This is a genomic window from Rhizobium esperanzae, from assembly GCF_002204185.1.
Classification (GTDB): Bacteria; Pseudomonadota; Alphaproteobacteria; order Rhizobiales; family Rhizobiaceae; genus Rhizobium; species Rhizobium esperanzae.
On sequence record NZ_MXPU01000012.1, the window covers coordinates 187,678 to 202,029 of the forward strand.

The 14,352-nt window shown below is 61.1% G+C and carries 12 protein-coding genes; 2 read left to right on the plus strand and 10 right to left on the minus strand.

The features are described 5' to 3' along the window. Positions 1–33 precede the first annotated feature (33 nt). Together B5E41_RS19145 and B5E41_RS19150 are read left to right on the plus strand one after the other, a co-directional pair. A complete protein-coding gene (locus B5E41_RS19145; protein WP_088395653.1) occupies positions 34–1,935 on the plus strand; it encodes a potassium transporter Kup in 1,902 nt (633 codons plus the stop codon). Between the two features lie 121 nt (positions 1,936–2,056). Further along, positions 2,057–2,833: a dioxygenase family protein gene (locus tag B5E41_RS19150; protein WP_088395654.1), complete on the plus strand. Its 777-nt coding sequence runs from the start codon at positions 2,057–2,059 to the stop codon at positions 2,831–2,833. A gap of 76 nt (positions 2,834–2,909) precedes the next feature. On the opposite strand, the gene B5E41_RS19155 is transcribed toward B5E41_RS19150, so the two are convergent. From B5E41_RS19155 to B5E41_RS19205, 10 genes are all read right to left on the minus strand, one after another. Continuing rightward, positions 2,910–4,379, minus strand: coding sequence for a right-handed parallel beta-helix repeat-containing protein (locus tag B5E41_RS19155; RefSeq protein ID WP_176439437.1), 1,470 nt, complete (start codon positions 4,377–4,379; stop codon positions 2,910–2,912). 403 nt (positions 4,380–4,782) lie between these two features. Then, positions 4,783–6,276: a right-handed parallel beta-helix repeat-containing protein gene (locus B5E41_RS19160; protein WP_088395656.1), complete on the minus strand. Its 1,494-nt coding sequence runs from the start codon at positions 6,274–6,276 to the stop codon at positions 4,783–4,785. 387 nt (positions 6,277–6,663) lie between these two features. Further along, positions 6,664–7,884 (minus strand): ABC transporter permease, encoded by a 1,221-nt coding sequence (locus B5E41_RS19165; protein ID WP_088395657.1) that lies wholly within the window; start codon positions 7,882–7,884, stop codon positions 6,664–6,666. A 4-nt stretch (positions 7,885–7,888) separates the two neighbouring features. Beyond that, the gene (locus tag B5E41_RS19170; protein ID WP_088395658.1) at positions 7,889–9,028 is read right to left on the minus strand and encodes an ABC transporter permease; all 1,140 of its coding nucleotides are present in this window, start codon (positions 9,026–9,028) and stop codon (positions 7,889–7,891) included. Then, positions 9,025–9,729: an ABC transporter ATP-binding protein gene (locus B5E41_RS19175; protein ID WP_088395659.1), complete on the minus strand. Its 705-nt coding sequence runs from the start codon at positions 9,727–9,729 to the stop codon at positions 9,025–9,027. Before B5E41_RS19175 ends, B5E41_RS19170 begins: the two co-directional genes overlap by 4 nt. 86 nt (positions 9,730–9,815) lie before the next feature. Continuing rightward, on the minus strand, positions 9,816–10,991 hold the full coding sequence (locus B5E41_RS19180) for an efflux RND transporter periplasmic adaptor subunit (RefSeq protein ID WP_088395689.1): 1,176 nt from the start codon (positions 10,989–10,991) through the stop codon (positions 9,816–9,818). Positions 10,992–11,402: 411 nt separating this feature from the next. Further along, complete coding sequence (locus B5E41_RS19190) at positions 11,403–12,410, minus strand: helix-turn-helix domain-containing protein (protein WP_088395660.1); 1,008 nt, start codon at positions 12,408–12,410, stop codon at positions 11,403–11,405. A 144-nt stretch (positions 12,411–12,554) separates the two neighbouring features. After that, entirely contained in the window at positions 12,555–13,136 is a 582-nt protein-coding gene (locus tag B5E41_RS19195) for a dienelactone hydrolase family protein (RefSeq protein ID WP_088395661.1), read from the minus strand. Between the two features lie 114 nt (positions 13,137–13,250). After that, positions 13,251–13,616, minus strand: coding sequence for a cytochrome C oxidase subunit IV family protein (locus tag B5E41_RS19200; RefSeq protein ID WP_088395662.1), 366 nt, complete (start codon positions 13,614–13,616; stop codon positions 13,251–13,253). Positions 13,617–13,623: 7 nt separating this feature from the next. Beyond that, a complete protein-coding gene (locus B5E41_RS19205; RefSeq protein ID WP_064810664.1) occupies positions 13,624–14,343 on the minus strand; it encodes a heme-copper oxidase subunit III family protein in 720 nt (239 codons plus the stop codon). Between the last annotated feature and the right edge of the window lie 9 nt (positions 14,344–14,352).

The following is a 14,352-nucleotide window of genomic DNA, read 5'->3' on the forward strand; positions in this document are numbered from 1 at the left end:
CCGTCTGTAAGCAAGCGACGTGAGCGGGGAAACATGACTTCAGCACGTGCAGATAAGACCGGTGATGTCGCCAGCCGGACCGGCTTTGTCGGATTGGTCGTCGGCGCCGTCGGCGTCGTCTATGGTGATATCGGCACCAGCCCGCTTTACGCCTTTCGCGAGGCGCTCAGACCGTTCACGGCCGATGGCGTCCACGAATTCGAGGTAACTGGTCTTATTTCGCTGATGATCTGGACGCTGACGATCATCGTGACCTTCAAATATGTGCTGTTCCTTCTCAGGGCGGACAATGACGGTGAAGGCGGTACACTCTCGCTTCTCGCTCTCCTGATGAAAAAGATGGGGCGAAACGTGCCCGTGCTGTTCTTCGCCGGCCTGATCGGATCGGCACTTTTCATCGGCGACGCGATGATCACGCCTGCCCTGTCGGTGATGTCCGCTCTCGAGGGCTTGAAGCTGATTACCCCAGCTTTCGCCGAATACGTTCCGCCTCTGTCGGCGGCGATCATGATCGTTCTGTTTGCCGCCCAATCGCGGGGGACCGCCGCTGTTTCGATGTTTTTCGGGCCGATAACGGTCTTGTGGTTCCTTGCCATGGCGGCAGGTGGCGTGATCCATATCGGCGACGATTGGAGGATTCTGGCCGCAATCAATCCTATCAACGCGCTCTCGTTCCTCGCTCATGCCGGCACCGTTGGGCTCATCGTCCTCGGCGCGGTCTTTCTGACAGTCACGGGCGCCGAAGCGCTTTATGCCGATCTCGGCCATTTCGGGCGACGCCCGATCCAGACGGCATGGTTCGTGCTCGTTTTTCCGGCATTGCTGCTGAATTACCTCGGCCAAGGCGCGCTCGTTCTCAGCCAACCCGCAGCGATCGCCGATCCGTTCTTTCTGATGTATCCCGATTGGGCCTTGCTGCCAGTGGTTCTTCTGGCGACGCTCGCAACCATCATCGCCAGCCAAGCCGTGATCACTGGCGCGTTTTCCTTGGCCCGCCAGGCGGTTCACCTCGGCTTTCTGCCACGGCTACGGATCAAGTTCACCTCGGAGACCAATACCGGCCAGATTTACGTGCCGAGTGTCAATCTCCTCCTGCTGACCGGCGTGCTGGTGCTGATCTTTTCCTTTGGCGACTCCGAGTCACTGGCAACGGCCTACGGCATCTCGGTGACTGGAGCCATGGTGATCACAACCATGCTGGCCTTCCAGTTCCTTCGCGCCGCTTGGGGATACTCCTTCATGCTTGCATCTGCAGTGCTTTTGCCGCTCTTCATCATCGAAGTCGTCTTCCTCGCGGCCAACCTGCTGAAAATCCACGACGGCGGCTGGGTTCCGGTCGCCCTGGCGCTGGCGATCATGATTTTGATGTGGACATGGACCCGCGGGCAGACCTACCTCAAGAGACTGCGGGCCAACAACGAGATTCCGCTCGATTCCTTCATTCGGTCGATCGAGCGGAAATCGGACCATTCACCGGTTACCGTTCCGGGAACGGCGGTCTTTCTAACCAGCGTGCCGGACCGGACGCCGAACGTTCTGCTCCACAATCTCAAGCACAATCACGTGCTCCACGAACAGAACGTCATCCTGACTGTCTGGACCGAGGACGAACCCTATGTTCCCGACAACAGGCGCATCAAGATAAGCCAGCTCTCGCCGCGTTTCGTGCGTCTCGACATCACTTTCGGCTTCATGGACGATCCCGATGTCACCAGGGCGCTGGCTCTCTGCCGGGAGGGAGGCTTCAAGTTCGAGATCATGAAAACGTCCTTCTATCTCGGTCGCCGCAACCTCGTCAGGACGCCGAACACCGGCCTGCCCGGCTGGCAGGAACGCATATTCATGGCGCTGGAAGGCTTTGCCATCGATCCCTCCGACTATTTCAACCTACCGTCAAACCGTGTCGTCGAACTTGGGGAACAGGTTGCCATATAAAGTCTGATGGCCTCGCCCTGCTTCGCGCCGACAGCCTCGTCACCGCCGATCATTGCCGGGATTTAACTGGCAGTCCCGGCCTATCCCCCTTACACGCCAGGTCAGAGACAAAGGAGGATATATGAAGAGGCGGACTCTTGTACTTGGCGGCGCCGCGATTGCCGCATCGTCGGTCATTGCTGCGGCAATCTGGCCGCGGCGGCATGTCGTGGCGGCAGCCAGGACATTCGACTGGAAGGGCACTGATTTCCTGAGCGGCGGCACCAAGTCTGTCGCCTTGGAAAAGCTGCCCGCGCCGCTCTTCCGCACTCGCCCGAATTGCGTCGTGACCATCGCCCAGACCCTTGGTCCCTGCCATGTCAACGGCGTCCCGGCCCGCCAGGACATCTCGGAAGGAGAAGCCGGACTGCCGTTGCGGCTGGCCCTCCGTATCGTCCATGCAGCCGATTGCCGGCCGATTGAAAATGCCGACATCGAAATCTGGCATACCGATCACCGTGGCATCTATTCCGGCCGAGAGGCTGCGAAGATGTGTACGCTCAATGATGCCGAGGCGATAAGCGGGCTCGCCTTTCGCGGCCGCCAGCTGACTGACAAGGCCGGGCAGGCAAGTTTTCTGACCGCCTATCCCGGATGGTATAGTGGCCGCACGCCGCATGTTCATTGCCGCATCCTCGTAGACGGCAAGGAGCTTCTCGTCAGCCAGGTCTATTTCGATGATGCCCTGAGCGAGATCATCTATGGTGAGCATCCCGACTATCGTGGACGCCCCCGCCGCGATACGCGCAACGACGACGACGGCCTCATTCCGCAGGACGCCACCGATCACATCTTCGATTTTGAAAAGCTTGATGGCGGCGTGCTTTCCGCCACGATTACGATCGGCCTCTCTTCCTGAGCACCCAACGCTGCTCGGCGACCTCCAATGCCGCCACGGCTTCTCGCCGTAGCGGCGATGCGCCGCCCGGCTAACCTCAGTGCAGCACGCCGTGCTGAAGCATAGAGACGATCAGCGGGTCCGCTTCTGAATGATGCAACGGCTGAGGCGTGATCTCATGGTGTGAAATTTCGCTGCCGTTCTCCGGGCCAGCAAGATCAGCGGCTTCGATGGTGACGCCGTGATCGCCGTTGCCAACTGTCAACCCGTGCTTTTCGGCAGCCGCCTTGCCGAAGTGACGAAGCAGCAGCGTTTCATCCGATACACCGTTTTCCCAGATGGGATTGTCGTGGCGGGCGCCGACCTTATCCGCTGCAATCTTGTCGGCAGCAAGTTTCAGGTCGTTGTGGGATGTGAGCCCGGTGTCCGATACGAGGCTGACGCTCGCATCGGCGGCGGCGAGACTGTCGGCGCTTGCAAGCGTAGTAGGACCGTCTTCGATGATCGTGTTATCGCTGACGGGAAAGGTGCCTGCAGCGATGATCGAGGGGGAGATGCTGTATGGCGTGACATCGCTCGCGATGAAATTGTCATGAAAGGATCCTGATGCCGGCCGGTCGACCTTCAATGCCGCCTGGGTCAGGTCATCGAAGAGGTTGCCGTAGATATCGATGCCCTCACGAACATAGGTCGCCGTGCCGGCGGAGCTGACCGACACGCCCCAGACGCCGTCATGGACATAGTTGCCTGATATATCATAGTTGCGTGTATCGCCCGTGTCGCCGAGACCGATGGCGTAAGACCAGCTGTAGCCACCATAGCCGGATATCTCGTTGTCATGGATGGCAATGTCCGTGCCGGCCTGCGCGCTGATCCCGAAGCCGCCGCCGAGGATGGTGTTTCCCTCGATCACCGCGTCCACAGGCCGGATAAGCGTCAGTACTCCCTTCGGCGTCACCGCACCCGTCTGATCGAGATAATTGCCGGTGATGACGATGTTGCTGCTGTCGTTTAGCTGGACGGCATCCGCCGCAGTGCCGTGGGCGTTGGTGACGGTGTTGTTGAGGAGCGTGACGCCGTTGATCTTCTCAATCCAGATGCCGTCGCCGTTGACGTCGTTGATCGTACTGTTTTCAATGGTGATGTTGGAGCCGGTCCGGAAGGTGATGGAACCGGATTTGGACAATCCGGTGTGATCGACCTCGACATTACGAACGGTCCAATTCGAGACATAACCACCATAGATGGCTGCGCCGCCGGTATCCGAGATGTTGATATTTTCGATGACGATGTTCGACGTATAGAGACTATGAATTGCATCATTGGGGCTGTGAATGACAGGCGCGTCGCCGACCCCGTAGCTGCCGATGGTGATAGGGGCATCGACGGTGCCGGAATATTTTAGGTCGAGCTGGTCGTTATATACGGTGCCGGCCGCGAGCAGCACGCTGTCGCCCGGCTGTAGCTTCAGGTTTTCCACCGCCCAGAATGATGCAAAAGGCGTGTCCTCGCTGGTTCCGGCATTGGCGTTGGAGCCCGTCGCTGAATTCACATAATAGATTGTCATATCGCCTTGTTCTCGCATTGTCGCGCAACCGTCTGGCTCGGCTGCAACGAGTGGATCGGATGCGGTAGGGACTGAAGGCCATATCAACACGACCCTCGATTGCCGTTACGGCGTCGACAGGCATTGGCCTGCCTTGCTCCAGAGAGGCGCCTTGCGGAGGAGAGGCGCCTTGCGGAGGCTGCGCCTGCGAGAATACAACCTTAAAGAAAATAATCTAGAGAATAGCGACCAAAAGGTGAATGAATGGTAACGTGCCACGCTGTCACGGAGGGTCGGGCCGAGGTTACGCGCACGGTCAGCCCTCATTCGAACCGCCGCCCTTGTCCTTCGAGGCTTCTGGGCACCTTAAGGTCGGGCGCGAAGCGTCGAAGGACGAGGACGGGCGATCAGCCCGCCACCGATCTCAGCTCAGCAAGCTATCCATATGGAGGTAGACGGTCAGCGTATCGCCGTCGCTGTGGTACGAGTTTCCATCGTCGATCCCGTAGCTGAAGGTCTCGCTCACATGTCCGTCATGGTCATGGTCGGGGAGCTTCGTTTCATCGAGCGTGTAGGCATAGTTGCCCTCCCGGTCCACGTGGATGACGCCGTAGTCGCCGGTCAGCGTCAGGCCGTCCTTGCCGACGCTTTCGTTACCGAAGCGGCGCAGCACCAGGGTCCCGTTATCGGAGCTGTCGTTTTCGAGGAGATTGCCGCGGTGGGCGTCGCCCGTATCCGTGAGAATCTTCAAATTGTCGTGGACGGCGACAACCGCCGGATCCGCCGACGCCTCCGTGACTGCGGCAGTCGTGACAACCGGGCTCGCCGCCGTCTCGACATTGGCGACCGTATGGTTGTTGCTGACAGTGAAGGTGTGCGCGTCGACGATCGAAGGCGATATGCTGGTGGCGTTGGTGCCGCTCTCGATTGTATTGTTGGAGAAGGAGCCGGAGGCCGGTCTGTCGACCTTCAGCGCCGACTGCGAGAGGTCGTCGAAGACATTGTCGTGGACCTTGATATTCGTGCGGGTATAGCTCGGAGCGTCGGCGGGGGCGGTAATGACGACGCCCCAGGCGCCATCGTGGATGTGGTTGCCCGCAATATCGTAGTCTCTCGCATTCCCGTCATCACCGAGACCGACGGCGAAGGACCAGTTGTAACCGTGAAATCCCGATATATCGTTGTCGCGGATGGCGATGTTCTTGCCCGCTTGTGCGCTGATGCCGAAGCCGCCGCCGCTCAGCGTATTATCCTCGACCACCGCGTTCACCGGCCTGATGAGCACGAGGACGCCCTTGGGGCTATCGGCTTGCGTCTGGTCGAGATGATTGCCTTGGATCAGGATGTTGCTGCTGTCGTTCACCTGGACGGCATCGGCCTTGGCGCCGTGGCTGTTCGTCACCGTATTGTTGAGAAGTTTGAGGCCCTCGACCTTGTCGATCCAGATGCCGTCGCCCTTAGCGTCCGAAATCTTGCTGCTTTCGATCGTGATGTTCTTGCTGTTGCGGAAATTCATGGCGCCTGTTTCACCCGACAATCCCGCCTTGTCGACTTCCACATGGCGAACCGTCCAGTTCGAAACACTGCCGCCAGAGATGGCAGAACCACCGCTATTTGTTATCTTGAGGTTCTCGATAACAATGTTCGACGCATAAAGGCTATGAATGCCATCACCGCCACTATGGATGACGGGTGCCGCCCCCGTCCCGTAACTGCCGATCTTGATCGGCGCGCTCTCGCTGCCGGAATATTTGATATCGAATTGTTCGTTGAACACGCTCCCCTTGGCGAGCAGCACACTGTCGCCTGGTTTCAGTGCTAGGGATTCCACTTTGGACAAAGTCGCAAAAGCCGAGTTCTGGTTCGTCCCATCGTTGCGGTCGGAGCCAGTCGCTGAGTTCACATAGTAGATTGTCATATCGCCAATGTTGCCCTGTTCGTCGGATCGCTATGTCACCACTGAGACCGGCCGGGATCGGCCGATCGCCTGCGGCGGGGGCAACCGTCCACGGCAAGAAGGCGAGAAGATGTTATCAATGCGGCAGCGGACCGGTTTACGGGCTTTACTCCACAGTCAATGGCGCCGGGTCCGATAACGCGCTGAAAAGCTGCAACTAGAATCGAAAAACCAGCGACTTGAAGGCGAATAAATCGGAGAACGACGGGCGGCATATTTCTCTCCTTCAGGCTGCACCGCAGTGATTCTGCTCTCGCTTGCGCTCAAACTACAGGGCCACGCATGCCGATCAGCCACATGGTGAGAAGACCCGAGGGGCCGTCTCGAATCATGGGGCGGGTGATCATCTCAGCGCCATATCCCCCTCGCCTGCAAAGCCGACGTCAGCGGCAGCCGCGCGGCGGCAATTGCCGGCAGGGCGCCGCCGAGTATGCCAATGGCAAGGCCCAGCAGGCCGGCGGTGAAGACCACGTCCGGAGTGACGTCGAGCTGAAAGGCCATCCTGGTATTGTTGGCGCCCATCGTGCTTGCCTGCCAACCGTCGAAAGCGAGCTTGGAGGCGAAGACACCGAGGCCGGTGCCGGCCACCGACAGGAGCACCGCCTCCACCCAGGTAGCGGCGAAGGCCGGCGGGCGGGCAAAGCCGAGGAGGCGCAGCGTCGCGATTTCGACGCTGCGGTCGGAAACCGAACTCATCATCGTATTCAAGGCGCCCGCCGCCGCACCAATCGCCATCAGCAGCGCGATCGGCCAGCCGAACAGGCGGATCAGGCTTTCGGTGCGCTCGGCCTGGCCGGCGTAGAGATCAGCCTCGGAAACGATTACGAGCGGCGCGCCGGGCAAGCCCGACAGGCGATCACGCAATGCCGCCAGTGCTCTTGCGGCATTGCCTCCGCCGTCGAGCCGCACACGCAGGCTCTGCACTTGCCCCTGTCGGTCGAAAGCCGATTGCACCACCTCCAGATCCGCCCAGATCTCCGATTCAAAGGCGCTGCCGCCCGAAGTGAAATGCCCGACGATCCTCCAGTCGAGCGCGCCGAGGCGGATCGTCTCGCCAACCGCGAAACCCGGAAAAGTATCGGCGATGCGGGCGCCGACGACGATCTCGCGCGCGCCTTGCGAAAACAGCCGCCCACGCGAAAGCCGCGCGCGTTGACGCAAGCCGGGGCCCGCCGGATCCATGCCTCTGAGCGACAGCGTCTGCTCGACGCGCTCGCCTTGTCTGACATCGACGGGAACGACGGTCTCGCGCGACAATGCGGGCTTGCCCGCGCCATCGCGCGCGATCCCGGTCTCGCCGCTCATGGCCGCAAGGCTGCGGATTGCCTCGGCCGGCACCTCCGAACCAGTCTCCTGGTTTGTCCCGCCGCCGAGAATAACGGCAATAGCAGGCGAGCCGGCGCCGGCGAGCGCGGCCTCGAAGCCGCGCGCCATCGCCAGGAAACCTGAGAGCACCGCCACGACGAGGGCGACCGACAGTACCATCGACAACGAGACCCACAGCCGTCGCGGCAGGCTGCCAAGGTTGACTCTGATCATTAGAAAGGTCTGCTTGAGCGTTGATATCATTGGATTATCTCGTTCTGAAGGCGTTGATGATGGGCAGGCGCACGGCGATCACCGCGGGCAGCAGTCCGGTCAGCAGGCCGAGCCCCGCTATAATGGCGAGAGATTTCGCAAGCACGCTCGCGCCGAAGACGAGGCCGAACTCCGGTCCGATGGAAAGCGTCGCAAGCTTGGCGAGAACAAGTCCGCCCGCGCCGCCGACAAGAAAGATAAACAATGTCTCGCCAAGAATGAGCGCGAAAATCCGCGGACTGGAAAAGCCGAGCACCTTCAAGACGCCGATCTCGAAACGCCGCTCCCTCACCGTAAAGAGCATAGTGTTGACTGCGATCATCAGGATGGTGACGAAGGCCGCTCCCACGACGAGGCTCACGATCAGGCCGATATCAGCGAATTGCCGAAGAAACGCTTCAAGGAACTGCTTCTCCGACTGCGTCCTCGTCTGCGCCTCGGAGTTGGCGAATAGAGCATCGATCCGCGCCGCCAGCACGCTTGGCGACACGCCCGGACGCGGACGTACCACGAAGGCGTCAACCGTATCCTTGTCGCGCGCACGAGCGGCATTGAGGGCGTCGTAGCGGGCGAGCATGAAATAGGTATCGGTGCTGGCATCCGCGCCTTCAAAAATGCCCGCGATCGTGAAGCTCCAATTGCGGCTACCGTCAGCCCTGGCAAGCTGCCCGGTAAAGCCGATGCGCTGGCCAATCGACCAGCCCTCGGCTTCCGCCAGTGCCCTGCCGACCAACACCCGATCACCGGCCTCTTCCATTGCCGCAATCAGCTCCGGCGTCAGTTTGAGCTCGTCGCCGTTGGCCGCGGCGATCGCTTGTGGATCGACGGCGCTGACGGCAACCACATTCTTTTCGACCTCGACGAAGCCCCGCATGCGTGCGGTATAGGCGACCGCGGCGACATCGCCGTCGGCAGCGATCCGGTTGAGGTAGGCAAGCGGCAGCGGCAGCCCGCGGCTCGATTTGTTGAAGACGCCGAGCAGATTGTCGCTGGCGCCGGCCGCTCCTTGGCTGCCGCTGACGAAGCTCGCCATAAGCCCGTAGATCAGGAAGGCGACGCCGACTGAAAAGATCAGCAAAATGGCGCGCAGCCGCTTGCGCCAGATAATGCGCCACATGAGCTGGAGGAAGGTCATCGGCCCGCCCTTTCCTCGCTGACGAATTCACCTTTGTTGAGACGCAGCGTGCGCCGGGCAAAGGAAGCGGCCTCGGGATCATGCGTGACCATGATGATGGTCTTCTGAAGCTCGCGATTGAGAAAGCTCAGCATCTCCAGGATATCATCGGCCGATTTGCGATCGAGATCGCCGGTCGGCTCGTCGCAGAGAATAAGATCGGGATCGGTGACGATGGCGCGGGCAATGCCGACGCGCTGCTGCTGCCCGCCCGACATGCTCGATGGAAACTGCCGCTGGCGGCCCGCAAGTCCGACGAGATCCATGACCGTATCGACGCGAGCCCGCCGCTCCTTGCGGCCAAACGGCTTCAACAATAGCGGCAGCTCGATATTCTCCGTCGCATTCAGCATCGGCAGCAGATTGTAAAATTGGAAGACGATGCCGACGGCATGTGCCCGCCAAGCCGCCCTTGCCCCCTCGCCCATCTGCTCGAGATGGCTGCGGCCGACTCTGATTTCGCCGGCATCCGGGCTGTCGATACCACCGAGCATGTTGAGCAGTGTCGATTTCCCGGAACCAGAGGGTCCCATGACAGCAACGAAATCGCCGCGCGGAATGGCGAGATCGAGCCCGGAAAAGATCGGAATCGTCTCCGCTCCGATCCTGAATGACTTCGTGACGCCGGCAAGGACGACATAGGGTTCTGCGGCATCGCTCATGGTTCTGCTCCTTTCTGATTGACTGGTTATGGGCTCGAAGGTTCGCGGCACGCGAACCGATCAGCTCGCGGCACACCGGTCAGCCCTCATCCTGAGATACGCAGGCCCGCGCCCGGAGCCTCGAAGGACGAGGCCGGTTGATGAGCCTCCTCGCCCACCACCAGCCGGATGCGCGCCGCCATTGCGGGCCGCATGCCCGGTGGCGGCGAAGAGGGCGACAGGCGCAACGTGACGGTGCCCTTCTCCTTGGAAACGACCGGCGCAATTTTCGCCACTTCGACCGCGAACGGTTTATCGGGGAAGCCGTCGAGCACCGCCTCTCCTTTGAGACCCGGACGCAGCAGCGCCATATTGGCTTCGGCCACATCGGCATCGATGACCAGACTTGCGATATCGGTGATGGCAAGCAGGCTTTCGTTCTCCCGCACGCTATCCGCGCGAGACAGCACGGTGTCGCCGACATGCGCATCAAGCCGCGTCACGGTGCCGGAAATCGGCGCCCGCACAGCCAGCGCCTCCATCTGCTCGCGCGCCCTGTCGATATCGAGCTTCGCTTTTTCGAGATCTTGCCTTGCCTGTGCCGCGGCATTGCCGGCCGTATCGAAGGCGGTGCGCGCTGCCTCCAGCGCCTCGGCCGACATAGCGTCGCGCCCAGCCAACCGCTCTGCGCGATCCAGCGAAGACCGCGCCTGGACGAGCGTAATATTCCCAGCCTCCAGCGCCAGCTCCGCCGCCCGCCCCGCTATATAAGCGCCTCGGAGCGCGAAGCGTGCACCGGCATCATCAAGCCGAACGAGCACTTGGCCTGCCACGACCGGATCGCCCGCCTCCACCTCGATGGCGACGATCCGCCCCTCATATTTGGAAAAAACGGTGGCGATGTCGGGCGCCACGACATAACCGGAGCCTGTGATCTCGCGGCTTGGCGTACCCCGGCTCGGTGCGACGATGCCCGGAGCTGGCGTGGCGTCGTCAACCGCCGCATTCTCAGGCAAAGCCGTGATTGGCAACGCCGCTCCACCAGCCGATAGAACTGCGTCACCGCCCTTAAACTTTGCAAGGGTAGCGATCCGCTCCAGCGCATCCGGCCGATAAAGAAGAGCCACCGCCAGCGACACCACCCCCGCAAGGGCCAGCATCGCCGATACTCCCCGCCGCCGGGCTCTCCGCTCCGGCGGCTCAATCTCGAAGACCGCAGGCTCGATCGAAAGCGATCTGAGCCTGGCGGCAAGGTGTCGTTCATGTTCCGATGTCGTGTTCATGCCGACAGAATGGCCGCCGGCGACAAAACCGCGACCTGGAACATGTTTCAGGCATGCCTCGATCGCGATTGTGTACGCGGTGGCCGCACTATTGGCGGCGGTGACTGCGCATGCGCGCTCACCCAACAACTGTATTGCCGTGTGGCACCCCCCTCTGCCCTGCCGGGCATCTCCCCCACAAGGGTGGAGATCGGCAAGAGCTTGACCATCGGTCCCTCTCGAACGGCATCGACAATTAAATGCTTTCGTTGTTTTGGGGCTCTAGTTGTTTGAGGAAGCCATCTCGCCCAGCCAATCTCCCCCTTGTGGGGGAGATGCCCGGTAGGTCAGAGGGGGGTGTCCCACGGCACGCCCGCCACAACAATCGATGGCGAGTCCCCGAACAGAAGAGCAAGGCCGCAGCCCCGCACCTCACCCCCTCCGCTGCCGCCAAGCCACCGGCGTCATATCGGTCACGCGCCTGAACTCCCGATTGAAGTTCGACTTCGTCTGGAAGCCGACCTCGAACATCACCTCGGTTACCGATTTTTCGGTGGCGGAAAGCAGGCGGCAGGCCTCGCCGATCCTGTAGTCGTTGACATATTGCGAGACGTTCTTGTCCATCGTCCGGTTGATCGCCGCCGAGATCTGGCGGGCGGGTATCCCGGCCTTGCGGGCGAGCCGGTCGAGATTGAGATTGGCGTCACGATAGAGCTTTTTTGCCTCCATCAGCGCGTCGACCATCGCGATCGTCTCCTTGTCCTCGCTGGTATCAGACCTCGGCGCTACCTCTGTTATTTCCGGCGGCACCCGGCTGCGGCTGGCGGCTGCCGCAGCAATGCCGAGGATAACGAGGGCGGCGAGATTTCCCACGCTGATCAGCGCCAGCGCCCGCTCGCCATGCGCCGAGATGAAATCGAGGAAGACGAAAGTATCGACAGCGGCCGAGAGACAAAGCGCGGCTGCCGTGAAGATGATTGCCCGATAGGCCGGCACGGCGCCTTCGAAGGGCGCGAGCCGCAACGCGTCCGCCCCCGGGCGCATCAAAAGCAGGATCGCCACGGCGTAGCCGACGAAGACGAGCACCAGCGCCACGTCGATCGCGTCCCGCCAGAAGGTTACCAGCAGCAGGATGAGGATAGCTGGCACGGCATGCAGCCCGACCCGCGCAGCAAGCGACCGCCGGCTCGTCCTCACCAGCCTGGAAACCCCGGCATAGGCAAGCGGCGGCACCACTGCGGCAATCACGGGCGCAACCAGCCCCACCCCCTGCACGCCATAGCCCCAACGCAGGCCGGAAAGCGCGGATTGCAGCGCCGAGACCAGGATCAGTGCCAGAAAAGGCAGGTTCGGTGCCACCTCCTCATCGCGCCTGAGAACAGTGGCGAAGAGGATGAGCAGCAGGAGAGCAACGACGAAGGGAAGCGGAATGAAGATCATGGGACTCCAAGATCGGAATGACGAACGGCGCCATCATCACGCAGTCCACCGCCCGGCGCGACCTCCATCATGTTTTAGGACATATTTTAAGTGGGAATTTTTGGATTGGCGGCCGCGGGGTTCGAGCGAGTCATGAACGCCGGATCAGACGCGCTCCAGAAACGCAAGCACGCGGGCAGTGAGCAGCGCGGTCGCATCCGCGTCATATGTCGGAAGCGAGCTGTCGGCGAAGTAGTGCTGGTCGCCGGGATAGAGGAAAAGCTCCGCGTCCGCGACTTTCGCTACAATCTCGCGAGCGGCATCGATGTCACCCTCGCCGACGAAGATCGGATCGTTGTCCATGCCGTGGATCTGGACCGGGACGCCCTCCGGCCAGGGTCCGAATGCCCACTCGCCGCTGATCGGCAGGCAGGAATGGAAAAGCAGAGCCCCGCAGGCTCCAGGCCGCGTTTGTGCCAGCTTCTGCGCTGGCAGCACCCCAAATGAGAAGCCGGCATAGACCAGTTCGGGAGGCAGTTCGTCGGCGAGCCGGACGCCGTCTTCCCTGATGGCGTCGAATCCGATCTCGCCGACATAGGCGAGACCCTCCTCGATGCGATCGAACGTGCGTCCCTCGAACAGATCGGGCGTGTGGACGATGTGGCCCGCCGCCCTGATGTCGTCTGCGAAGGCACGCACTCCAGGGGTCAACCCTTGTGCGTGATGAAACAGCAATATCTCAGTCATAAGGCGTCTCCCGTCGAGGTGTTGGCCCGCTCGATAAGAAAGTTCAGAGGAGTTCAGACTGGGCGCCTGCGACAGTCATCTCAGGCGTCGCGCTCGGCCCACCGATGACAATATTTAAGGGGCTGCTCCGAAAAAGGCGAGCCGCGTAACGATCGTATATTGCGATTCCGATACCATCAGTGCCACGAAGACCAGCACCAGCACCGGCGGCATCAGGATGGCGTAGACGAGTGCCAGCCGCTCCCAGGCCATATGCATGAAGACTGCGACGATCAGCCCGGCCTTCAGCATCATGAACAGAAGGATCAGCGTCCATCTGAGATAACCCTGAATGCCGAAATAATCGACAAGGTAGGAAAAGGCGCTGAGCACGAAGAGCAAGCCCCAGACGAAGAGATAGAGCCGGATCGGATGCTGCTGTCCAGTGTGCGCTTGTGCATGCACCGTTTTGGTTTGGGCATGCGCCGTTGTCTCGCTCATGACGACCTCACCACAGATAGAAAAACGCGAAGATGAAGACCCAGACCAGGTCGACGAAGTGCCAGTAGAGGCCCATGATCTCTACCGCTTCGTAGCGGCCTTTCCGGCTGGTAAAAAAACCGCGCCGTTCCACGTCGAAATCGCCCCGCCAGACCTTTCGGGCGATGATGAGCAGGAAGATGACGCCGATCGTGACGTGGGTGCCGTGGAAGCCGGTGATCATGAAGAAGGTCGATCCGAACTGGGCTGCCCCCCACGGGTTCTCCCAGGGGCGCACGCCTTCGGTGATCAGCTTCGTCCATTCGAAAGCCTGCATGCTGACGAAGGTTGCGCCAAGAAGTGCCGTCAGCAGCATCAGTATCGCGGTCACCCGGCGGTCGCGGCGATAGCCGAAATTGACCGCCATCGCCATAGTGCCGCTGCTGGAGATCAGCACGAAGGTCATGATCGCGATCAGGATCAGCGGCACATCCTGGCCGCCGATATGCAGCGCGAAGACCTCGCTCGGATTGGGCCAGGCGACGGGCGTCGACATGCGGGCAGTCATATAGGCGATCAGGAAACAGCCGAAGACGAAGGTATCGCTGAGCAGAAAAATCCACATCATCGCCTTGCCCCAGGAGGCGGTCTTGAAGGCGCGCTGATCCGAGCTGAAATCGGCCGCGACTCCGCGAAGGCCCGCGGGCCTGAGGTCTGCCTCGCCGTGTGTCTGGACAGAGTGTGCCATCTGCAAATC